This is a genomic window from Streptomyces sp. NPDC005281, from assembly GCF_040607495.1.
Taxonomy (GTDB): domain Bacteria; phylum Actinomycetota; class Actinomycetes; order Streptomycetales; family Streptomycetaceae; genus Streptomyces.
On sequence record NZ_JBEXGX010000001.1, the window covers coordinates 503074 to 524421 of the forward strand.

The 21348-nt window shown below is 72.1% G+C and carries 16 protein-coding genes and 1 tRNA gene; 8 read left to right on the top strand and 9 right to left on the bottom strand.

Features of this window, described 5'->3' with window-relative positions; translation table 11 throughout:
- Nucleotides 1-73: 73 nt before the first annotated feature.
- Entirely contained in the window at nucleotides 74-1156 is a 1083-nt protein-coding gene (locus tag ABZV42_RS02155) for a hypothetical protein (protein ID WP_356050659.1), read from the bottom strand.
- A gap of 309 nt (nucleotides 1157-1465) precedes the next feature.
- Here ABZV42_RS02155 and ABZV42_RS02160 point away from each other — a divergent pair, with 309 nt between their 5' ends.
- The 3 genes from ABZV42_RS02160 (at nucleotide 1466) to ABZV42_RS02170 (ending at nucleotide 4861) form a co-directional block, all read left to right on the top strand.
- Nucleotides 1466-1660 (top strand): hypothetical protein, encoded by a 195-nt coding sequence (locus ABZV42_RS02160; protein ID WP_356050660.1) that lies wholly within the window; start codon nucleotides 1466-1468, stop codon nucleotides 1658-1660.
- Nucleotides 1661-1686: 26 nt separating this feature from the next.
- Nucleotides 1687-3162: a hypothetical protein gene (locus tag ABZV42_RS02165; RefSeq protein WP_356050661.1), complete on the top strand. Its 1476-nt coding sequence runs from the start codon at nucleotides 1687-1689 to the stop codon at nucleotides 3160-3162.
- 106 nt (nucleotides 3163-3268) lie between these two features.
- On the top strand, nucleotides 3269-4861 hold the full coding sequence (locus ABZV42_RS02170; RefSeq protein ID WP_356050662.1) for a glycosyl hydrolase: 1593 nt from the start codon (nucleotides 3269-3271) through the stop codon (nucleotides 4859-4861).
- Between the two features lie 99 nt (nucleotides 4862-4960).
- Here ABZV42_RS02170 and ABZV42_RS02175 read toward each other — a convergent pair whose 3' ends face one another.
- Nucleotides 4961-7885, bottom strand: a complete 2925-nt coding sequence (locus ABZV42_RS02175; RefSeq protein ID WP_356050663.1) for a BTAD domain-containing putative transcriptional regulator — start codon at nucleotides 7883-7885, stop codon at nucleotides 4961-4963.
- 192 nt (nucleotides 7886-8077) lie between these two features.
- On the opposite strand from ABZV42_RS02175, the gene ABZV42_RS02180 reads away from it, so the two are divergent.
- Complete coding sequence (locus ABZV42_RS02180) at nucleotides 8078-9835, top strand: hypothetical protein (protein ID WP_356050664.1); 1758 nt, start codon at nucleotides 8078-8080, stop codon at nucleotides 9833-9835.
- A 76-nt stretch (nucleotides 9836-9911) separates the two neighbouring features.
- Here the strand turns inward: ABZV42_RS02180 and ABZV42_RS02185 are convergent.
- A tRNA-Thr gene (locus ABZV42_RS02185) sits at nucleotides 9912-9985 on the bottom strand.
- A 238-nt stretch (nucleotides 9986-10223) separates the two neighbouring features.
- Between ABZV42_RS02185 and ugpC the strand changes: the two genes are divergently transcribed.
- The 3 genes from ugpC (at nucleotide 10224) to ABZV42_RS02200 (ending at nucleotide 13038) form a co-directional block, all read left to right on the top strand.
- Entirely contained in the window at nucleotides 10224-11360 is a 1137-nt protein-coding gene (gene ugpC / locus ABZV42_RS02190) for a sn-glycerol-3-phosphate ABC transporter ATP-binding protein UgpC (RefSeq protein WP_356050665.1), read from the top strand.
- Nucleotides 11361-11625: 265 nt separating this feature from the next.
- Nucleotides 11626-12075, top strand: coding sequence for a hypothetical protein (locus tag ABZV42_RS02195; RefSeq protein ID WP_355977437.1), 450 nt, complete (start codon nucleotides 11626-11628; stop codon nucleotides 12073-12075).
- A 231-nt stretch (nucleotides 12076-12306) separates the two neighbouring features.
- Nucleotides 12307-13038, top strand: a complete 732-nt coding sequence (locus tag ABZV42_RS02200; RefSeq protein WP_355977435.1) for a nucleotidyltransferase family protein — start codon at nucleotides 12307-12309, stop codon at nucleotides 13036-13038.
- A gap of 118 nt (nucleotides 13039-13156) precedes the next feature.
- Here the strand turns inward: ABZV42_RS02200 and ABZV42_RS02205 are convergent, their stop codons facing one another.
- The 6 genes from ABZV42_RS02205 to ABZV42_RS02230 form a co-directional block, all read right to left on the bottom strand.
- On the bottom strand, nucleotides 13157-14866 hold the full coding sequence (locus ABZV42_RS02205; protein WP_355977433.1) for a DoxX family membrane protein: 1710 nt from the start codon (nucleotides 14864-14866) through the stop codon (nucleotides 13157-13159).
- A gap of 117 nt (nucleotides 14867-14983) precedes the next feature.
- On the bottom strand, nucleotides 14984-15925 hold the full coding sequence (gene rlmB / locus ABZV42_RS02210; protein ID WP_355977431.1) for a 23S rRNA (guanosine(2251)-2'-O)-methyltransferase RlmB: 942 nt from the start codon (nucleotides 15923-15925) through the stop codon (nucleotides 14984-14986).
- A gap of 119 nt (nucleotides 15926-16044) precedes the next feature.
- Nucleotides 16045-17445: a cysteine--tRNA ligase gene (gene cysS / locus ABZV42_RS02215; RefSeq protein ID WP_355977429.1), complete on the bottom strand. Its 1401-nt coding sequence runs from the start codon at nucleotides 17443-17445 to the stop codon at nucleotides 16045-16047.
- A gap of 281 nt (nucleotides 17446-17726) precedes the next feature.
- Complete coding sequence (ispF, locus tag ABZV42_RS02220) at nucleotides 17727-18269, bottom strand: 2-C-methyl-D-erythritol 2,4-cyclodiphosphate synthase (RefSeq protein ID WP_355977427.1); 543 nt, start codon at nucleotides 18267-18269, stop codon at nucleotides 17727-17729.
- A complete protein-coding gene (gene ispD, locus ABZV42_RS02225) occupies nucleotides 18259-19011 on the bottom strand; it encodes a 2-C-methyl-D-erythritol 4-phosphate cytidylyltransferase (protein ID WP_355977425.1) in 753 nt (250 codons plus the stop codon). The genes ispF and ispD overlap by 11 nt, the downstream gene beginning before the upstream one ends.
- A 354-nt stretch (nucleotides 19012-19365) precedes the next feature.
- Entirely contained in the window at nucleotides 19366-19848 is a 483-nt protein-coding gene (locus ABZV42_RS02230; RefSeq protein WP_050374646.1) for a CarD family transcriptional regulator, read from the bottom strand.
- Between the two features lie 801 nt (nucleotides 19849-20649).
- On the opposite strand from ABZV42_RS02230, the gene ABZV42_RS02235 reads away from it, so the two are divergent.
- Entirely contained in the window at nucleotides 20650-21309 is a 660-nt protein-coding gene (locus ABZV42_RS02235) for a DUF461 domain-containing protein (RefSeq protein ID WP_355977423.1), read from the top strand.
- Nucleotides 21310-21348 lie beyond the last annotated feature (39 nt).

A 21348-nucleotide genomic window follows, 5' to 3' on the forward strand; every position in this document is an offset into this window, starting at 1 on the left:
AGCCCCAGGCAGCGGCGGCCGCCGGCCGGAGAGTCTCCGGCCGGCGGCCGCCGCGATGCGCGGAGGACGTTCTTCAGCTGTTGCTCCGGGCCCGGCCGGTGCCGTTGCCGTTGCCGTTGGCACCGTTCGTGGTGTTGGTCCGCTGGACCATGGTCGTCGTCCGGCGCACCGGAGCCGGGTTGGTCGTGGTCGAACCCGTCGAGACGCCCGTCGCGACCGAGTCCTGCCGTCCCACCACCTCCCGCCCCGCGGGCAGGATCGGCGGCTGCTGCTGGTCCGCCGGCAGCGACGGGGACGACGATGACGCCGCCGTGGGGGCGGGCACGGACGTCGGGTTCACCGTCGTGGCGGACGCGGCGGGATCGGTGGGCGCCGGCTGCTGCTGCGCCGCCGGGGAGGTGTAGCTCCACGTGGCCGAACCGGCCTGAAAAGCCGCCCCCGCCGACTGCCAGTTGTTCTGGCTGGATTGCGGGAGGGTGGTGTCGTTGCCGTAGCCGGACGCCACGGCACCGCCGAGCCCCGCCACCGCGGCTGCTCCCTGCGCCAGATAGGCCTTGTCCCCGGTGTTGTAGTAGTTCACCCCCGCCTGGACCAGGTAGGCGGCGTTCTTGACCCCCGCCAGACCGACGCCCGCCATGTTCAGGTGGTTGTTGTCGGTGCCCTTGCCCGCGGACTGGAGGATCAGCGGGACGGCCTCGAAGGCGAAGCGCTTGACGTGCTCCCGGTTCTCGCTGAGCCACTTCCCCCCGTCCTGGCTCCACCGGTAGACGGCGCTCTGCTGCGCATCGGCCGCGAGGAACGTCTGTGCCTCGACGTCGAAGACGCCCACGGGGTTCTGCCCGGGCGGGTCGACGGCGGGGAGGGGCGGGGGACTGGCCGGCGGAGTGGCCGCCAGGCTGACCGTCGGACTGGCCGTCGGACTGGCCGTGAGGGGCACCGGGCTCGCCGACACGGCGGGCGGAGTGATCGACACCGCCGGCGGGGTGCCCGGAACGGGCGGTGGGGTGCTTGGAGCGGGCGGCTGACCGGTGTTCGCCTGGAAGGTCGACGATCCTGCGGCAGCCGTGTAGCTGACCGTGGAGCTGTCGCTTCTCGCGGTGGTGAAGGATTTGACGGACTCTTCGCTGTCCGAGCCCGAGCCGCTGGTCCGTGGCATGTACGGATTTCCTCTCCTGCGTCGTCGGCGTGCTGGCCCGGGTGCCGTCGTCTCTCTGTCTCTCCCCGGTGCTCCTGTCCCCCGGTTCCCGTCCGTTCGGCCGGTGCGTCGCGGCACCCGGTTGTGGGGCACAACGGAGGGTGCACCACCTCGGGTTCAATCGCCGGAGCCGTCCCGACGGCGCCCGTGCCGGGGCGACCCCCTCGCCCGTGCGTTGAACTCCCGGGCGCCTTCCGCCCGTTGTGCTTCCCGAAGCCGTGCCGGCACCCGGCCGGCACCGCACCGCCGAGAGGCTGGGGAGGTACGCGCATGCCCGCTGCCCGCGCAAGGCGCTTCGCGGCACAGGGTCTTCTGGAACGCCGCCGGTCCGCGCCGTCCGCGAACGGGTGCTACGACCGTACGGACCCGCCGCGTCCCGTCGACGGCGCCCACTGGCTCCCCGAGGTTCAACTGCCCCCAGGCCTGCTGCCGTTGCCGAACGGTTTCGAGCTGCGCGGAGCCTGAACCCGCTCGACCGAAGGAGGGACGTCATGGCGAACGGCATCGGGGCCTCCGGAAGCCGGAACCGGCTGACCCGGCGGCGCCCCGAGGCCAGGCTGGCGCGCGACCTGCTCAAGACCGAGTACGGCCTGCGGAACCGGGCAGGCGGCGGAGCGGACGCGGACAGCGTCTGGGAGCGGCTGGCCGCCGAACTGCGCCGTATCCTGCGCCGCTTCACCGGCGGAGCGCGTTCGGCGCCCGGTGGGCAGGGCCCCGCGCCCGGCGGCGGTTCAGGAAGCGCGTTGGGCGGCGGACCGGAAGGCGGGCCGGGCGGCGAGTCCCTCGGCCGGTCCGCCGTACACCCCGGTGACGGGCTGGGGCAGACGCCCCCGACCGCACCCGCGGCCGGACCACGGCCCGGCTCGGAAAACCCCTCCGTGCACGAGGGCATGGCGCTCCTCGAAGAGCGGATCCGCCGGCTTCCGCCCGACGCGCGCGAAGCCTTCGAGGATGCGGTGCTGCACCTGGTCAGGACCGACCAGAAGTGGAAGAAGGCGTACGAGGAGTCTCCCGAGAGCATGCCGGCCGTCGCGCGATACGCCGGCAGGGCGCACCTGAGGGAGCTGGGGCTGGAAGCGGCCTCGGACCGGGACCGGGAGGGCACCCGGCGGGACCCGAATGCGCGACAGGACTCGGCCGCACGGCAGGACCCGAGTGTGCGGCAGGACTCGGCCGCACGGCTGGACCCGGATACCCGCCACGATCCGGACACGCGGCGGGACGGCACCCCGAGACCGGGCGACGACGTACTGCGGTCACGGTGGGAGCGCCCCGCGCGGCGCCTTGATTCCTCGGAGGCCCTCGGCGCCCCGACGCCGAGGAGCGGCTTCGACGCCCCCGGCCCGGACGAGATGACCGACGGACACGGCTTCCAGGAGGCCGAACGCCTCGCGCTGGCCGAACAGACCACCGGCGCCACCTTCAGTCCGCGAGCGGGCGGTGTCACCGACGGACACGGCTTCCAGGAGGCCGAACGCCTCGCGCTGGCCGAACAGACCACCGGCGCCACCTTCAGCCCACGCGCGGGCGGTGTCACCGACGGACACGGATTCCTCGCGGCCGAACGCGCGGACCGCGCCGAACGGGCCGAGTGGGACATCCGGCCGGCGGACCACACCCTGTCCTCGGCTTCCCCGGGCCTTGAGCCACCGGTCTCCCCGATGCCGAGCCGGGCGAACCCGCTGTCCCCTTCGCCGAACCTGACGCCCTTCTCCCCATCGCTGGACCGGGCGTCCCCGCTGTCCCCGCTGCTGGACCAGGCGACCCCGGTGTCCCCGCTCCTCGGTGCCGCCCCGGTGCCGTCCCTGCTCAGCGGCGACGGCCATCGGGCCCTGCGCGAATCGCCCGGCGCCTTTTCGAACTCGTCGGCCCCGGGGAGCACCGGCTCTCCTTCGCGGTCCGGGTCCGTCAGCCCGGTGCCCGTCCGGCAGAACCCGCCCGCCCGGAACACGGCGCGACGCGCCTGACACCGGGCGGGTGAACCGTCCACCCCCGCCCATCCGTCGTGCCTGCGGCGACGCAACCGGTCGCCGGACCGAACCGGCTCCCTCCCGACGGAGAGGCACACGCTCCATGCGCAGACGCACATCCTTACTCCTGGCCCTGCTCCTGGTCGTCGTCGGTGTGACAGGCACCGCCGTGGCGGTACGGGCCCACCGCTCGGGCGGCGACAGGATCCAGGGCACCCCGGCCGCCGACGTCGGCACGGCCGAGCACACCGTCACCCTCCAGAACAGGACGGACGGTCGTATCTGGGTCGGCAGCACGGTCAACGCCGACGGTTCCACCGCGCTCACCGGTCTGCCGGTCCTGGATCCCGGCCAGTCGGCCACCCTCACCGTCCCCGAGCGCGAGGGGGCCGGTCACTGGCGCGGCACCTTCTTCGCCCGCCAGGGCTGCGGCGGCGAGGAGGGCAGTACGTTCCACTGTGCCGTCGGCGACTGCGGACCGTACGCCGACCACTGCTCCACCGGCGAACAGCCCACCGGACTGGCCGAGTTCAACTTCGATCCGGCTGACTCCCTCGCGCCCTGGTACGACGTCAGCTACGTCAACGCCGTCGCGGCACCGGTCACCATCACGCCCGACGGAGCGGCCCCGCCGCCGAGCGGTGAGTGCGCGGTCGCGGGCTGCGCGGAGGACCTGCTGTCCGCCTGCCCGGCCGACAACCTCGTCAAGGACCCGGGCACGGGCACGCCGCTGGTGTGCGTCAACCCCGACCGGGATCACAAGACCGGCTACAGCGACATGGTCAACCAGAAGTGCCCCACCGCGTACGCCTGGTCCAAACAGGACGCCGAGCCCGGCAACAAGGTCATGTACCAGTGCACCAGGTGCGCCGGACTGACCGTCGCCTTCGGGACCGGCACCGGCACCGCGCCGACCGACCCCGCCACCACGGCGGCGCCGGGCCCGCAGATCCCGGCCGCCGGACGCAAGGGCGTCAGCCTCAACCCCGTCGACGGCGCCTCCCAGGCGCTGGCCGACTCCGGCGCGTCCTGGTACTTCGACTGGGCGTCCTCCACCGGTGCCGTCACCAAGCCGGCCGGAGTCGACTACGTCCCGATGATCTGGGGTCCCGGCTCGGTCACCGACGCCGAACTGGGGCAGGCCGCGAAGGAGGGCAAGGAACTGCTGGGCTTCAACGAGCCGGACTCGCCGCGGCAGGCCGCCATGACTCCCGAGCAGGCGCTCGACCTGTGGCCCCGGCTGGAGGCGACCGGCCTGCGCCTGGGCGCACCCGCGGTCGCCACCGGCGCCGACGTGCCCGGCGGCTGGCTCGACCGCTTCATGCGGGGAGCCGACGAGCGCGGACTGCGCGTCGACTTCATCCCGCTGCACTGGTACGGCGCCGACTTCGGCCCGGCCGCCACCGACCAGCTGCGCGGCTACCTCCAGGCCGTCCACGACCGCTACCACAAGCCGGTCTGGCTGACCGAGTACGGCCTGATCGACTTCTCCCGGGGCACACCCCGCTATCCATGGGAGCAGGAGCAGACCGACTTCATCAGGTCGTCGACGTCGATGCTGGACGGCCTGGACTTCGTGGAGCGCTACGCGTGGTTCACGCTCTCGACCGTGACCAGCCCGACCGGTCTCTACGACGGTACGACCGCCAACGCAGGCGGCCGGGCCTACCGCGACGCGGGCCGGCCTCCCGGTTGAACCGTCCTCCGCCGCGGCCCGTTGTTCGGGTGAACCCGGCCGAGGCCCTGCCCCGGGGCCTCGGCCGGTCCCTGACCGAAGAACCGAAGGAGACGCATGTCAGGCGGTCCGCCCCGGCTCGGCAGGCCCCTGGGCGCGGGCTCCGGGCGGGCCGCCCTCCAGACGGCCGAGCCTCGCGCGGACCTTCTCGGCGTCCGGATGGTCGAACTCCGCGAAGATCGCCAGGGCCTGCCGCCAGCTGTCGCGCGCGGCCTCCGGCTCGTCGGCGTCCAGATGGACGTCCCCGAGGTTGCTCAGGGAATGCCCCTCTCCCCACCGGTTGCCGATGTCCCGGTGTGTGGCGAGCGCCTGGCGGTAGTACACGACCGCGGCTTCGTGGTGCCGCAGCCGGCGGTGGACGGTGCCGAGGATGTCGAGGGTGACGCCCTCGACCCAGCGGTTGCCGTTGGTCCGCAGGACGGCCAGCGCCTGGTCCAGGAACTCGACGGCCTCGTCGAACCGGCCGAGCCGCTGATAGGCGTCGCCCAGATTGCTCAGGGCGATCCCCTCGCCCCAGGCCCCGCCGACGGCACGGTCACTGGCCAGCCCGCGGCGGATGTACCGGACGGCCTCGTCGAGCTGCCCGGACTGGAGATAGGCGTCACCCAGGTTGGCCACGGCCGACTCCGTGCCGTCGTCGTCCCCGAGGGCGGTGCAGGCGGCCATCGCCTGGTGCAGGTGCTCGATCGTCTCGTCGAACCGGCCCGAGCTGCGCAGGGCGGCGGCCCGGTCCGCGAGTCCCTGGGCCTCGCCCTCGCGGTCGTGGGAGGCGCGGGCGGCGGCCAGCCCCACCCCGGCGGTGTCGAGCCAGTCGTGCATGTGACTGCGGAGATAGAAGAACCCCCACAGGACCGCGGGCAGTTGCCAGGCGATGCCGGGAAGCCCGGAGGCGGCGGCCTGATGCACCGCGCTGACCAGGTTGCCCCGCTCCGTCTCGCACCAGCCGAGCGCCTCGTCGTGCGTCGTGAACTCCCGCGGCCGGCACAGGGGAGGCAGCGGATCGAGCGGGATCCGTCGGCGGCGCGGGGTGATGTGCGGGTAGGCGGCGTCCGCGGTGTGCAGATACCAGGAGAGCAGCCGTTCCAGCGCCAGGTCCCGCTCCTTGGGCGCCTCCTCGGCCTGGACGCGTTCGGCGGCGTACACACGCAGCAGGTCGTGCAGGGTGTAGCGGCCCGGGAAGTGCTCGGTGAGCAGATGGGCCCGGGTCAGCTCGACGAGCAGGCCGCGGGCCTCCCGAGGCGGCAGCCCGGCGAGAGCGGCCGCGGCGGGCGCGGAGATGTCGGGCCCGGAATGCAGGCTCAGCAGGTGGAACAGACGGGCGGCCGGGGCGGACAGCGCCTTGTACGACCAGGAGAAGACGGCCCGTACGTCCGTGGCGATGTCGTCGCCGCCGGTGAAGGCGTCGAGGCTGCCATGGCTCTCGCGCAGCTCGTCCACGATGGCGCTGAGCGGGAAACCGGGGTGCGCGGCGGCGTGGGCGGCGACGATGGACAGCGCCAGCGGGAGCCGGGCGCACCGCGTGATGATCTCGTCGACCGCCCTCGGTTCGGCCGCCGGCCGGCCGGTGCCGAGGCGGCGCGCCAGCAGGTCGTACGCCTCGGCGGGCGACAACTGGTCCAGGGTCAGCGGGAACGCGCCTTCCGCGGCGACCAGACCGGTGAGCTGGTTGCGGCTGGTGACGATCACCAGACAGCCCGGGGAACCGGGCAGCAGCGGGCGGACCTGCTCGGTGTCACGGGCGTTGTCGAGCAGGACGAGCACCCGGCGCCGGGCGAGCATGCTGCGGTAGAGCGCCGCCTGGGCGTCGAGACTCGCGGGGATCCGCATCGGAGGGACGCCGAGCGCGTCGAGGAACGTCCGGATCGCGTCGTCCGGCGCCATCAGCACGCCGGTCGGGTCGAAGCCCCGCAGGTTGACGTAGAGCTGTCCGTCGGGGAAGCGGTGGGCCATCTCGTGGGCCCAGTGCACGGCGAGAGTGGTCTTGCCGATGCCGGCCATACCGCCGATCGCGCCGATCACCACCGTGGTCGGAGCCGACCCCGCCACGGGCAGCAGGGCGCGCACCCGGTCGAGTTCGGCCGATCGGCCGGCGAACGTCGGCAGGTCGGCGGGCAGTTGGGCGGGAATCGCCGCGTGCGCGAGGACCGGCGGAGCCGGCTTCACGGGCGGTGCGGGTTCGGGCGGCGACGACCGGGCCGGCCGGCCGTCCAAGGAGGCGTCGGCGGCCAGGATGCGGTCGTGCAGATCCTTCAGCGGCGCTCCGGGTTCGATGCCCAGCTCGGCCACGAGGGTGCCGCGCGTCCCGCGATAGACGGCCAGCGCCTCGGCCTGCCGCCCGGACCGGTACAGCGCCAGCATGAGCTGCCGGCACAGCTGTTCCCGCAGCGGGTACTTCCCGGTCAGCGAGACCAGTTCGGCGATCACCTCGCCATGGCGTCCGAGTTCCACGTCGACGTCCACCCGGAGCTCCAGCGCGTCCAGCCGCTGCTCCTCCAGCCGGGAGGCCTCGGACCCGGCGAGCGGTCCGGGCACGCCCGCGAGGGCCGCCCCCTGCCAGCCGCCGAGCGCCGCGTGCAGCAGATCGGCCGCCGCGGACGGATCACCGGCGGCGCGCAGTTTCCTGGCCTCGGCGACCCTGCGCTCGAACACCCCGAGATCCAGGGCGCCTTCGGGTGTCCGGAGCAGATATCCGTCACCGACCGAGACGACCGTCCGGGGGGATCCGGCGGCACCCCGTTCCGGTTCCAGCCCCTTGCGCAGCCGCGAGACATAGGTCCGTACGACCGACACGGCGGCCGCCGGCGGGTCCTCGCCCCAGACGGCGTCGATGAGTTCGCCGAGCGTGACAGGGCGTCCTCGCCTGAGCAGGAGCGCCGCCAGCACGGCCCGCTGCTGCGGAGAACCGACGTCCACCTCCCGCTCCCCGCGCCATGCCCGGACCGGTCCAAGCACGGCGAAGCGTACGGAATCCTCGTAGGCGTTCACTCTCCGCACTCTACTGAACACCCCCTTCCGCTAAGGGGTGTTGGGGGTGTGCGGGAGCCCACATACCCGTCGGTCCGTTGTGCTCCGCCCCGGCATTGAACCGTTCCCGCGCGGCGCCCGTTGCGCTACGAGGAACCGACGCGACGGGCCCGGCCGGCGCCACGCGGCCGGGAACGTCAGGAAGGAAACGCCATGAGCCGGGATGAAGCGACGCCCGAACCGACCACGGAGGGCGACCCTGCCACGCCCGGAAAGCCCACGGCTCTCGGCGGGCCGGACCCCGCGGGGGAGACGTCCGGGCCCATACCTCCGCAGGAGGCACCCGCGCACGCCCCCGGCTACGCGGTGGTCATCTCCGGCGACGGCTCGGCCGCCATCGACGGTGAGCCCGTACCGTCGGCGGACGGGGTGACGGTCGACGCGGCGATCCTCGACACGCTGCACGGATACGCGCGGGACCGCGGCACCACCGTGACCGCCACCGTCTCGGACCCGGCGGCGGGTTACGTGGCGTTCGTCGAGGTGGCCCCGGACGGTTCGAGCACACTCGTGGACCAACGCGAACAGCCGCCGGCCGTGCCGGCCGCGTCCGAACAGCGGAACCCGCCCGAACCGACGACGTCGCCCGAGGGACGGCCCGAAGAGCCAACCCCCGCCGACGGCGCCCCCGAAGACGCCTACGACGAAGCCGCCGCCGACTATGACGCCGACCTGCGCGACGCGGGCGACGACGATGATGACGACTACGCCGACGCCGATGACATCGAGGACGATGACGATGACGACGACGACTTCGACGTAGAGGCGTACACGCTGGAGCAGCAGCGGCGACGGGAGTCACTGACACCACCCCCGCCGCCCACCCCGGACACGGGAACGGGCGCGGTCGTGGCCGCCGGGACGTACGACGACGAGGACGCGGACTTCGGCGCGGACCCCGACGAGGACGCGGACGCGGGCTTCGGCGCTCGACCCAGCCCGGACGCGCGCTTCGGCGCCATCGCGCGCTCGGGGTCCCCCGCCGCACGGTCGGCGCCCACGCTCGTCCGCCGGGCCGGGTCACGCCAGTCGGACGACGAGTACGAGGGCCCGGGCCTGCTGCACAGGCCCCTGGTCGTCGGGCCCGTGGCCCTCGTCGCGGCCGCCCTCGTGATCGTCCCGCTGGTGATCCTGGGCAGCGGCGGATCGGACGACGGCGGACACCGCAAGGAGGCCGCCCGGTCGAGCGACGAGACGAGCCGGAGCCCGCAGGCCGTACGGTCGGGACCCATCTCCACCTCGACCGCGACCCTGCCGCCCCCTCCCAGCCCTTCGGACTCCCCGTCGGCCGGACCGAAGAAGCCGAAGGGCACGAAGGGGTCCAAGGGTTCCGAGGGCGCGAAGGACCCGCGGAGCGGCGGAGGGGTCACGGTCACCGTGACGGCCAGGCCCCCGCAGGCCACGGTGACCGCGAAGCCCGCGCAGGACACCGCCGCCACCGCCGTGAGCCGTCTCGCCCGCAACGATCCCTCGGGGCGGCACATCTGCTACCGCGCCTACGTCTCCGGACAGGGCTGGCAGAAGCCCGTGTGCGACGGCACGATGGCCGGCACCTCGGGCCGGAACAGCCCGATCAAGGCCCTCAACATCGCGGTGTCGGGCAGCGGCGGCTCGGCCGCGAACGCCTTCGTCCACGACCCGGCGTCCTCCGACGGACGGGGCAAGTGGGAACCGCAGTGGACGGCGGTGATCGCCGACGGCAGGAACAACTACATAGGCAGCACGAAGAAGAGCGCCCCTGTCATGTCGGGCTTCGCCATCAACATCGGCAGCGGCCGGATCTGCCAGACGGCCAAGGTCCACGGCTTCGACTGGGGCGCACAGGGCTGCGCCGACGCCCGCCCCGGCTACGTCTTCGGCGGAGCCCTGGAGAACGCCCGCTGGCTGGAGGCGGTCAAGTTCACGGTCTGACCCACCCGGGCGGCCGGTTCGGCGGCACGACGGAGGGCGGCGCGGAAACCCGCGCCGCCCTCGACGACGTACTACGAGCCCCCTGTCGGATTCGAACCGACGACCTACGCATTACAAGTGCGTTGCTCTGGCCATCTGAGCTAAGGAGGCCTGCCGCGCGCCTGGGCGTGCGTGCCCGTGCAGTGTACCCACGTCACAGCGGTGGGCCGGTGAGAGTTTCCGCGAACTTCACTGGCTCCGGGGTGCTGACAGAACACATGAACGCCAGGTAGCGTCCTGACCCAGTTCACTCATATGGACTACACCACTATGGGCGTTTCCGTAGTGGATCACCACCTTTACAACGGATCGTCCGGCACGTTCCTGCCGGTGAAGGGGGCCCATCACCATGGCCACTGTTTCGTTCGACAAGGCGACCCGGATCTACCCGGGCACCGAGAAGCCCGCCGTCGACGCCCTGGAGATCGACATCGCGGACGGCGAGTTCCTCGTCCTCGTCGGTCCCTCCGGCTGCGGCAAGTCCACCTCGCTCCGCATGCTCGCGGGGCTCGAGGACGTGGACGGCGGCGCCATCCGCATCGGCGACCGCGACGTTACGCACCTGCCGCCCAAGGACCGGGACATCGCGATGGTGTTCCAGAACTACGCGCTGTACCCGCACATGACCGTCGCCGACAACATGGGCTTCGCGCTCAAGATCGCCGGCGTCAACAAGGCCGAGATCCGCCAGAAGGTCGAGGACGCGGCGAAGATCCTCGACCTCACCGACTACCTCGGCCGCAAGCCGAAGGCCCTCTCCGGCGGTCAGCGCCAGCGTGTCGCCATGGGCCGCGCCATCGTGCGCGAGCCCCAGGTCTTCCTCATGGACGAGCCGCTGTCGAACCTCGACGCCAAGCTCCGCGTCTCCACCCGTACGCAGATCGCCTCGCTCCAGCGCCGTCTCGGCATCACCACGGTGTACGTCACCCACGACCAGGTCGAGGCCATGACCATGGGTGACCGCGTGGCCGTGCTCAAGGACGGTCTGCTCCAGCAGGTCGACTCGCCGCGCAACATGTACGACCGCCCGGTCAACCTCTTCGTCGCCGGCTTCATCGGCTCCCCGGCCATGAACCTGGTAGAGGTCCCGATCACCGACGGCGGCGTGAAGTTCGGCAACAGCGTCGTCCCGGTCAGCCGCGAGGCACTGAAGGCCGCCGCCGACAAGGGCGACCGCACGGTCACCGTCGGCGTCCGCCCCGAGCACTTCGACGTCGTCGAGCACAACGGCGAGGCCGCGAAGTCGCTGAGCAAGGACACCGAGGACGCCCCGGCCGGCCTCGCCGTCTCCGTGAACGTCGTCGAGGAGCTCGGCGCCGACGGCTACGTCTACGGCACCGCCAAGGTCGGCGACGAGCACAAGGACCTCGTCGTCCGCGTGAGCGGCCGCGCCGTCCCGGACAAGGGCGCCACGCTGCACGTCGTGCCGCGTCCGGGCGAGATCCACGTGTTCTCCACCTCGACGGGCGAGCGCCTGTCCGACTGACCTCCGGGGCATCCGGCTGACGTCCGCGTCATCCGGGCGAAAGCGCACACCCCATAAGGGTTGAATTCACCCAGGTTGACGAAGAGGGCCCCGCGGCCGGCCGCGGGGCCCTCTCTGTTGTCGACAAATACCCCGGCAGACCGGGCATTTCGATCCCCGTACGAGCCCCGCGCGTCAACCCGCTACCCAGAAAAACCAACTTTCTCGTCCCCCGAACCGGTGACTAAATGTCGCCAAATCATCACCCCGCGCTACCCTCACTCGCGTGAAGCACTCCACCACTAACCAGCGGCCCCGGCGTGGCCGTGGCCCCGCCCGCCAGATCGGCCGCACCCTCGCCCTCGTTCTGCCTGTCGTCCTGGTGCTCTCCGGGACTCTCGCGGTGACCCAAGTCAACTGGTCGGGGAATCCCTCGAGCTCGGTGCTCACCGCGTCCTCCGAGGAGCTCTCGACACGAGCCGTCTCCCGCGCCCCGCAGGACGTCCTGCGCGACAGGCTTCTCCTGGAGCTCCAGGAGAAGGACCCGGGCGTGGCCCTCACCCACCTCCAGGAAGCGGTGAACGGCCGTCCCTCGCTCGCGAAGCACTGCGTCTCCATCGCCCGGGCCCTGGGCCGCGCCGCGGTCCGCGCGTACGGGCCGACGCGCGCCCAGTCCTTCGCGCGGCCCGTCTGCGACACGGCGTTCGCCTCGGGGGTCGCGGCCACCCACTTCTGAGGTCACGACACCCGCACCCGGCCCCGTAACCGGGCCACTCGCCCGGGAGGACCGCCTCCCCCCTGGGAGGGCCGTCTCCCCTTCCGGGAGGCCGTCCGCCCTCAGGGCCCGCTCCCCTCGGAGACCACAGCTCTCCGAGGGGTACAGCCCCCTCACGGCCGCCCGGTAGGAGCTGATTAAGGAACGGCCGCCACGGGATCGAGCGTGCGGGGCGCCACGTACAGTTCGAACATGACCGATCCGAACGCCGCGTCGCGCCCCGTTCAAGCCGTCGTCCTGGCCGGCGGCCAGGGCTCACGGCTGCGTCCCTACACCGACGACCGTCCCAAGCCGATGGTCGAGATCCCCGGCACCGGGACACCGATCATCGGCCACCAGCTGACCTGGCTCGCCGAAGAGGGCGTGACCCACGTCGTCGTCTCCTGCGGTCACCTCGCCGACGTCCTTCAGAAGTGGCTCGACTCGGCCGACCTCCCGCTCTCCGTCACGACGGTCGTCGAGTCGGAGCCCCTCGGCCGCGGCGGCGGCCTCAAGTACGCCGCGGCGCACCTCCCGCACCCCGACCAGCCCTGGTACGCGACGAACGGTGACATCTGGACCCGTTTCTCGCTGCGCGACATGGCGGACTTCCACACCGAGCGCGACGCCGTCGCGACGCTCGCGCTGGCCCGTCCGCGCATCCCGTGGGGCGCCGTCAAGACGGACGGCTTCGGTCACATCACGGACTTCATCGAGGCCCCGCCCTCCACCTTCGAGATCAACGCGGGTGTGTACGTGTTCTCGCCCGAGTTCACCGACATGCTCCCCGAGCGCGGCGACCACGAGCGCACCACGTTCCCGCGCCTGGCCCGCGAGCGCCGGCTGTCCGGCTTCCCGATCCCGCAGGGCGCCTACTGGCGCGCCATCGACACCGCCAAGGACCTCACGGAGGCCGCGAAGGAACTCGCGGCCCTGGGCCGCTAGAGACACACCGGAGAGCGCCCTCACGGGTCTACGAGAGCCTTCCCGGCACGACGACAGGGGCCCCGCACGCCGTGTGCGGGGCCCCTGCCGTCGTGGCCGCCCGAGGAGGCTGTGGGCCTCAGCCCAACAGGCCGCCCACCAGGCCCGGCTGGCCGGTGGAGGAGCTCCCCCCGGTCGAAGTGCCGGTCGACGTGCCCGTACCGCCCGTACCGCCGGTGCCGCCGCTGCCGCCCGTCGACGAGCCGCCGCTGCTGGAGGGACCCGCGCTGGTGCTCGGGGCCTGGCCGGCCGGCGAGGACTGCTGGGGCGGGGCCTGGCCGCTGCCCTGCGTCTGGCTGGGCTGCTGCCCGCTGCCGGACGGGCCGGTCTCCTGGGTCGCGCCCGGCGTACCGGCCGTGTGCGACGGGGTCGCGGAGCTGCTGTGGGTGGGCGCCTGGGAGGCCGAGGGGGTGGCCTTCTGGTGCCGCTCGCCGGGCGTCTCGGGAAGCGGGGAGCCCGGCAGCTCGTTGCGCGGGGCCTCGCCGGGACCGGGGACGACGATCCGGCTGGAGTCGCGGACCGCGCCGCCGAGGAGCGACCCGACGAGCAGGGTGAGACCCACGACGACGGCCGTGAGCAGCGCGCCGCGGCGCAGTACGCGAGCGCGCAGGTCCCAGATGTCGGCGCGCGGTCCGAGGGTCCGCCAGGCCTCGCTGGAGAGCCGTCCGTCGGCGGAGTAGACCGGGGCACCCGCGATGATCAGCGGGGACCACGCTGCGAGGTAGATGATGTCCGGCGCGTCGTACACGGGCACCGTCTTCCAGCTGACGGTGACGATGAGCGCCGCCGACAGCGTCGCGCCGACGACGGCCGCCACCCGCTGCCAGAGCCCGAGGACGGTCAGAACGCCCACGATGACCTGGAAGAAGGCGATGACCAGTCCGGAGCCGACGGGGTGATGGAGCGCGAACTGCCGCAGCGGCTCGGCGACTTCCCACGGGTGCAGGGTGTTGAGCCACTTCATCATCGAGCCGCGCTTGCCGCCGTCGAAGTAGACGGGGTCGCAGAGCTTGCCCATGCCGGCGTAGACGGAGATGAATCCGAGGAAGACGCGCAGCGGGAGCAGCACGACGCCGAGGTTCATCCGGCGCCCGGGGTGATAGGCGTGCCGCACGGAGTCGGAGCCGCGCCGCCTGACGGGGGCTTCGCCCTCCGTCTCGTCGAAGCGGTCGTCCTCGTAACCGTCGTCGTCCCCGAAACCGGCGTCCGTGTAGGCGTGTTCGCCGTACGGCGGCCCGCCGTAACGCGGCTCGTCGTAGGCGCTGTCGACGCTGCGCATCTCGGGCAGCAGTCGCTGCTCGTCGCCGAGGGGGGCGCGCTGGCTGCCGACGAGGGGGGTCTCGACCGTATCGACGGTCAGGGCGCCCGCGTAGCCCGGCTGTTCGCCGATGCGCGGGATGAGCTGGGTCGAACCGGCCTCGCCCATAGGCCTGTTGGGGCCGTGCGGCACGCCCGCGCTCCGTACGGCCTGGAGCAGGCGATGGGCGCCGGTGTCGTCCGGCGCGGACTTCCCGCTCCAGACGACGGGCGCACGGCGGCGGGCCCCGCCGGCCTGACCGGCCCCGCCCGCTCGGCCCGGCGCACCGGCGCCGGGAGAGCCCGAGTACCGCGCGATGCGCGGGGACTGGCCCCGTGACGCACCCGCCAACTGGACGCGGAAACTCGCATGGTTGACGATGACCTGCGCCGGATCGCTCGGCACCTTCACCATGCTCAGCGCGGGAACGTCGTCGAATCCCGACGAGCGGTCCCCCGTGGGTGTGCGGGGTGTTCTGGTGTCCACACTCATCTAACCGAGTGACGTGTGGTTAGGACACTGCTTTGACCACGCCGAACTGTCCGGACCGCGTCAAGATCGTTCCGAACACCCCGATCACACCACGAGGGTGACCGCCCGCGCGTCCGTTCAGGCGCGGCGGCGCGCGGCTTCGTAGAGCACGACTCCCGCCGCGACACCGGCGTTCAGAGACTCCGTGCCACCGGGCATCGGAATCCGCACCCGGAAGTCGCAGGTCTCGCCGACGAGACGGGAAAGGCCCTTGCCCTCGCTGCCGACGACGATGACGACCGGACCGCCCAGCGCCTCCAGGTCACCGACCTCGGCCTCGCCGTCCGCGGCCAGGCCGACCACCACGAGACCGGCCTTCTTGTACGCCTCCAGGGCGCGCGTCAGGTTGGCGGCACGCGCCACGGGCGTACGGGCGGCGGCACCGGCCGACGTCTTCCAGGCACCGGCGGTCATGCCCGCCGCGCGCCGCTCGGGCACGACGACGCCGTGGCCGCCGAAGGCGGAGGCGGAGCGGACGACCGCGCCGAGGTTGCGGGGGTCGGTCACACCGTCGAGGGCGACGATCAGCGGGTCCTTGCCCTCGTCGTACGCGGCGGCGGCGAGGTCCTCGGGGTGCGCGTACTCGTACGGCGGGACCTGGAGGACGAGACCCTGGTGGTTGAGCCCGTTGGTCATGCGGTCGAGCTCGGGGCGCGGGGCCTCCATCAGGTGGATGCCGCCGCGCTCGGCGAGGAGCTGGAGCGCCTCGCGGACCCGCTCGTCGTTGTCGATGAACTGCTGCACGTACAGCGTCGTGGCGGGCACGCCCTCGCGCAGCGCCTCGACGACGGAGTTGCGCCCGACGACCATCTCGGACGTGCCCTTGCCGCCGCGGCCGCGGGGAGCGGGCTTGCGGACGATCTGCTTCGCCTTGGCGTTGGCGACGCGGTTCTTCTTGTGCCCCTTGCGCGCTTCGGCGGGCGGGGTCGGACCCTTGCCTTCCAGGCCCCGGCGTCGCTGGCCGCCACTGCCGACCTGCGCGCCCTTCTTGCCGGACATGCGGCGGTTGTTAGCAGCCATGACCTACCTGTCTGTGTGAGACGTGCGTGCGTACGTATATGAAGTGTGCCGCCCGGAGGTCCGGGCGGCACAATCGATCAAGGCCGACCGGGGCCGGCCGGGACCGCCGGAGCGGGCGGTCAGCGTGGTCCGAGCGTCCAGCGCGGCCCCTGCGGGCTGTCCTCGATGGTCAGGCCGGACTGGTTGAGCTGGTCGCGGATGGCGTCCGCGGCGGCCCAGTCCTTGCGGCCGCGGGCGGCCTCGCGCTGGCCGAGGACCAGATGGACGAGGCTGTCGACGACCCCGTGCAGATCGTCGCCGCGGTCGCTCTCCTCGGCCCACGCCGGGTCGAGCGGGTCGAGTCCGAGGACGCCGAGCATGGCCCGTACCTCGGCGAGGCGGGCGACGGCGGCTTCCTTGTCGTCGGCGGCCAGGGCGGAGTTCCCCTGCCGCACGGTCGTGTGCACGATGGCGAGCGCCTGCGGGACGCCCAGGTCGTCGTCCATCGCCTCGGCGAACGCGGGCGGCACCTCGGCGGCGGGCTCGACGACGCCCCCCGCCTTCTCGACCACCCGCTGCACGAAGCCCTCGATGCGCGCGAACGCCGACTCGGCATCACGCAGGGCGCCTTCGCTGTACTCGATCATCGAGCGGTAGTGCGGGGTGCCGAGGTAGTAGCGCAGCACGATGGGGCGCCATACCTTGACCATCTCGGAGACGAGGACCGAGTTCCCGAGGGACTTCGACATCTTCTCGCCGCTCAGGGTGACCCAGGCGTTGTGGACCCAGTACTTCGCGAACTCGTCCCCGAAGGCCTTGGCCTGCGCGATCTCGTTCTCGTGGTGCGGGAAGATCAGGTCGATCCCGCCGCCGTGGATGTCGAAGGCGCTGCCCAGGTACTTGTGGGCCATCGCCGAGCACTCCAGGTGCCAGCCCGGACGGCCGCGGCCCCAGGGCGTCTCCCAGCTCGGCTCGCCCGGCTTCACGGCCTTCCACATGGCGAAGTCACGCGGGTCGCGCTTGCCGGTCTCGCCCTCGCCCGACGGCTGGAGCAGATTGTCGAGCTCCTGGTTGGAGAGCTGGAGATAGCCGTCGTACGACCGCACGTCGAAGTAGACGTTCCCGTCGGCCGCGTACGCGTGACCGCGCTCGATGAGCCCGCGCATCATCTCGATCATCTCGGGGATGTGCCCGGTCGCCCGCGGTTCGTACGTGGGCGGCAGGCAGCCGAGCACGTCGTAACCGTCGTTGAAGGCGCGCTCGTTGTCGTAGCCGATGGACCACCAGGGGCGGCCCCGGTCGGCCGACTTGGCGATGATCTTGTCGTCGATGTCCGTGACGTTCCTGATGAACGTCACGTCATAGCCGCGGTACGCGAACCAGCGGCGCATGATGTCGAAGTTGAGGCCCGAGCGGATGTGCCCGATGTGCGGTGCGGCCTGCACGGTCGCGCCACAGAGGTAGATCGAGACGCAACCCGGCACTAGCGGGGTGAAGTCACGGATCTGCCGGGCGCTGGTGTCGTACAGGCGAATGGTCACCACTCCAGGGTAGTGGGCCCTGGGCAGTGCCCCGCGCCCCTTTCCCCGGCAAGGCCATGTATTCGTGACATACGGGGGGCGCTCGCCGCCGGTCCGGTGCCCGGGAGGCGCCTTCCGGACGAACGCCGGGCGGACCGGGGACCGTCGGAGGCTCACGGCCCGGGTCCCGGGCCACCCGGACGGCGCTCCCGGCCGACCCGAAGGCCGATCCTGGGCCGGCCGACCCGATGGCCGCTCCCTGGCCGGCCGACCCGGGAGCCGGTCCCGGGCCCCCGGTGCTCTCAGTCCGTCCGTACGACCAGTGCCGTGGCGACCGCCATCAGTCCCTCGTCGCGGCCCGGGAACCCGAGGCCGTCCGTCGTGGCGCCCGACACCGACACCGGCGCCCCGGCCGCGTCCGACAGGATCTTCTGGGCCTCGTCCCGCCGCTTGCCGATCTTCGGGCGGGGTCCGACGACCTGGACCGCGACATTGCCGATCACGAAGCCGGCCTCGCGCACGATCCGTGCCGCCTCGGCCAGCAGCACGACCCCCGGCGCCCCGGACCACTCCGGGCGCCCGGTGCCGAAGTGGGCCCCGAGGTCACCGAGGCCCGCCGCCGAGAAGAGCGCGTTGCACGCGGCGTGCGCGACGACGTCCGCGTCGGAGTGCCCGGCGAGTCCGGGCCCCTCCCCCTCCCACTTCAGACCGGCGCACCACAGTTCCCGGCCCTCCTCGAAGGCGTGGATGTCGGTGCCGATCCCGACGAGCGGGAGCACCGGGCCCCGGACCGGCCCCCGGCCCTGCTCCTGTCCGGCCGTCCGCTCCGGCGTCTCAGAACCCATCGTTGAGCCTCCGCCGCGCGAGAACCGCCTCCGCCAGCACCAGATCCAGCGGGCGCGTCACCTTGAACGCCTCCTCGTGGCCCGGCACGACCACGACCCGCGCGCCCAGCCGCTCGACCATGCTCGCGTCGTCGGTCACGTCGCCGGTGACGGTCTCGTGGGCCCGCACAAGCGTCTCGCGGTCGAAGCCCTGGGGCGTCTGCACGGCACGCAGCCGGGCCCGCTCGGGGGTCGCCACGACCGGCTCGCTCTCCCCGGCGACGGCCGCGGGCTCGACCTCCTTGACGGTGTCGGCGAGCGGCAGCGCAGGGACGACCGCCGGAGCGCCGTCCCGTACGGCCTCGATGACGGCGTCCACGGTGTCGACGGGCACGAGCGGCCGGGCCGCGTCGTGCACGAGGACGATGTCGATCCCGGGCGGCAGCGCGTCGAGGCCGTACTTCACGGACTCCTGGCGGCTGTCACCGCCCGGGACGACGAGGAACTCGGTGCGCTCGGGCAGGGCGTGCGCGTCGAGCAGCGTCTTGACCTCGGCGGTGCCGTCCGGCGGGGCCACGACGACGACCAGGGAGACGGCGCGGGAGGCGGCCATCGCGCGGACCGCGTGGATGAGCATGGGCGTGCCGTTCAGCGCGCGGAGCGCCTTGGGGGCGCCCGGACCGAGGCGCACACCTCGTCCGGCGGCCGGGATCACGGCGGCGGTGCGGGCCTCCGGCGGCGAAGGGAGCGAAACGTCAGACATCGGTTCCTGTCAGGTTTGTGTGCTCGACCGGTATGGGTATGGCCTGGGGGTACCCCCCGCTCGGGGAGCTGGGGGAACGCCGGGCGCGACGCCTTGACCGGACCCTTCCGTGACATCCGGTCAAGCCGACCGCCCGGGTCGGTGTCCCAAGTATCGGATACGCCGGTATACCTCGGGAAAGCCGATGCCGGGTGAACACCCGGTTTACCGAATGGGCGCGGGTACGAACATGCCGCAGCGCCCGGCGACAGCAATAGAGTAATTGCGTCATCGGGCACCGCGGCATTTCATTGCGCTTGTGCGCGGGCTTGGGCGTACGTCAAGACGGGTGGCGTCTCGGCGACTGAGCCGGCGTCAGGACGCGAGCACCTCGTCGAGCAGGGCCTCGGCCTTGTCCTCGTTGGTGTTCTCCGCGAGGGCGAGCTCGCTCACCAGGATCTGGCGTGCCTTGGCGAGCATGCGCTTCTCACCTGCGGAGAGTCCGCGCTCGCGCTCACGACGCCACAGGTCGCGCACAACTTCCGCGACCTTGATGACATCGCCGGAGGCGAGCTTCTCCAGATTTGCCTTGTAGCGACGCGACCAGTTCGTGGGCTCCTCGGCGTACGGCGCGCGCAGCACCTCGAAGACCCGCTCCAGCCCGTCCTGGCCGACCACATCACGTACGCCGACGAACTCCGCATTGTCCGCAGGCACACGTACCGTCAGGTCACCCTGGGCGACCTTCAGCACCAAGTAGGTCTTGTCCACGCCTTTGATCTGGCGAGTTTCGATGGCCTCGATCAGCGCGGCCCCGTGATGGGGATAGACCACGGTGTCGCCAACCTTGAACGTCATGTGACAGGTACCCCTTCCGTGGCTATCCAGAGTAACACGGAAACGGCGTCTTCTGAATGGCGTTTTCGCAGGTCAGGGCATATCTCGGGGCTTGACAACCGCAACAGGAACGTGCTGCGAGGGGCGAGCGGAAGAGGGTATTCGCAGGTCGGAGCGGCTGTCCAGGCGGAGTGAAACGCGTACGTTACACACACCCGGCGCCTGCCGCCAGGCTCCGAACATCCCGTTTTGTCCTGCTCCAAGAGCGCGACTTCCGCTACTCCGTTCGACGGACGGAGCCGAGTACGAGCCGATTCCGGAATTGATCAAGGCGTTCGATGATCACGCGCTCATCGCCCCTCGACGACCCCGTGATCCTTTTCCTGGAGAGCCGGACATTCATTCCGCGAAATACGCAAGCCGAAGTCCGCGGAACAGTCCGGGGAACTTATGTGAATAGCGGACGGGTGTGCGGTCAAAGTAGCGGACGGGCCACCTGGGCGGAGGGTGGCCGGCGGGGCGCACACCGGGCGCAACGGAGCCCGCGGGCGCATGCCCGGCGCCCCCGCCCGACCCTCCGGCTCGACCCCGAGATCCCCTCCGACCCGACCCCGCCCCTCCTACCCGACCCCGGTCGGACCCCGGTCGGACCCTCCGGTCGGCCCCCCGGATCCCCCCGGACGAGCAAAGTCGGCGCCTTGGGGAGGGTCGGGTGCGATCACGCGGGAACGGATCGGTAACCTAAGGCCGCTGACAGACCCTTAGGGCGGCTTTACACAGAGGTCGTCCTGCTTCGCCCACGTTCAAGGAGTTGCCGCCGCCGTGAGCAGCAGCCTTCGACGCGGCACTCCCGCCGCCGCCGTCATCGCGTTCTCGATCGCCTCTCTCGCCGCGTGTGGCGCCGGCAGCGACGCCCAGACGCTGGAGGTCAAGCCGGACAACGCGGCCACCTCCGTCGGCGTCATCAAGGTCCAGAACGCGCTCGTCATCACCCAGCCCGACGTCAAGGCCACCGGTCCGGCGGTGATCTCCGCGACGCTGTTCAACAACGGCACCACCGCGCAGACCGTGGACTCGATCAGCGTCGAGGGCGAGGGCACCGCCCAGATCACGCCCGCGAACGGCAAGGGCAAGCTGTCCGTCCCGGCCGGCGGCTCGATCGTCCTCGGCGGCAAGGGCAACGCCTCCGCGGCGCTGGCCAGCCCCTCCCAGACCGTCCTGAACGGCAGCGTCCAGAAGGTCACCTTCACCTTCAGTCAGACCGGTGCCGTGAGCCTGGGCGCGTACATCGTCCCGGCCGAGAGCTACTTCTCCAAGTGGGGCCCGAGCGACATCCCGTCGGCGCCTGCCACCTCCTCGGCCCCGGCCACCTCGCCGTCCGGGTCGGCCACGGGTTCCCCGTCCGCGTCCGCCTCTGGCAAGCCCGGCACGACCTCGTCGTCCAGCGCGACGGCCACCGCGTCGGCGTCCGCCGGCCAGTGACGTAGACATCGTCATCACGCCGAAGGGCGGGACCCCCTC

Coding starts and splice junctions, on each gene's coding strand:
- ABZV42_RS02155 (WP_356050659.1), bottom strand. CDS start 1,156: ATGCCACGGACCAGCGGCTCGGGCTCGGACAGCGAAGAGTCCGTCAAA.
- ABZV42_RS02160 (WP_356050660.1), top strand. CDS start 1,466: ATGCCCGCTGCCCGCGCAAGGCGCTTCGCGGCACAGGGTCTTCTGGAA.
- ABZV42_RS02165 (WP_356050661.1), top strand. CDS start 1,687: ATGGCGAACGGCATCGGGGCCTCCGGAAGCCGGAACCGGCTGACCCGG.
- ABZV42_RS02170 (WP_356050662.1), top strand. CDS start 3,269: ATGCGCAGACGCACATCCTTACTCCTGGCCCTGCTCCTGGTCGTCGTC.
- ABZV42_RS02180 (WP_356050664.1), top strand. CDS start 8,078: ATGAGCCGGGATGAAGCGACGCCCGAACCGACCACGGAGGGCGACCCT.
- ugpC (WP_356050665.1), top strand. CDS start 10,224: ATGGCCACTGTTTCGTTCGACAAGGCGACCCGGATCTACCCGGGCACC.
- ABZV42_RS02200 (WP_355977435.1), top strand. CDS start 12,307: ATGACCGATCCGAACGCCGCGTCGCGCCCCGTTCAAGCCGTCGTCCTG.
- ABZV42_RS02205 (WP_355977433.1), bottom strand. CDS start 14,866: ATGAGTGTGGACACCAGAACACCCCGCACACCCACGGGGGACCGCTCG.
- rlmB (WP_355977431.1), bottom strand. CDS start 15,925: ATGGCTGCTAACAACCGCCGCATGTCCGGCAAGAAGGGCGCGCAGGTC.
- ispF (WP_355977427.1), bottom strand. CDS start 18,269: ATGGGTTCTGAGACGCCGGAGCGGACGGCCGGACAGGAGCAGGGCCGG.
- ispD (WP_355977425.1), bottom strand. CDS start 19,011: ATGTCTGACGTTTCGCTCCCTTCGCCGCCGGAGGCCCGCACCGCCGCC.
- ABZV42_RS02230 (WP_050374646.1), bottom strand. CDS start 19,848: ATGACGTTCAAGGTTGGCGACACCGTGGTCTATCCCCATCACGGGGCC.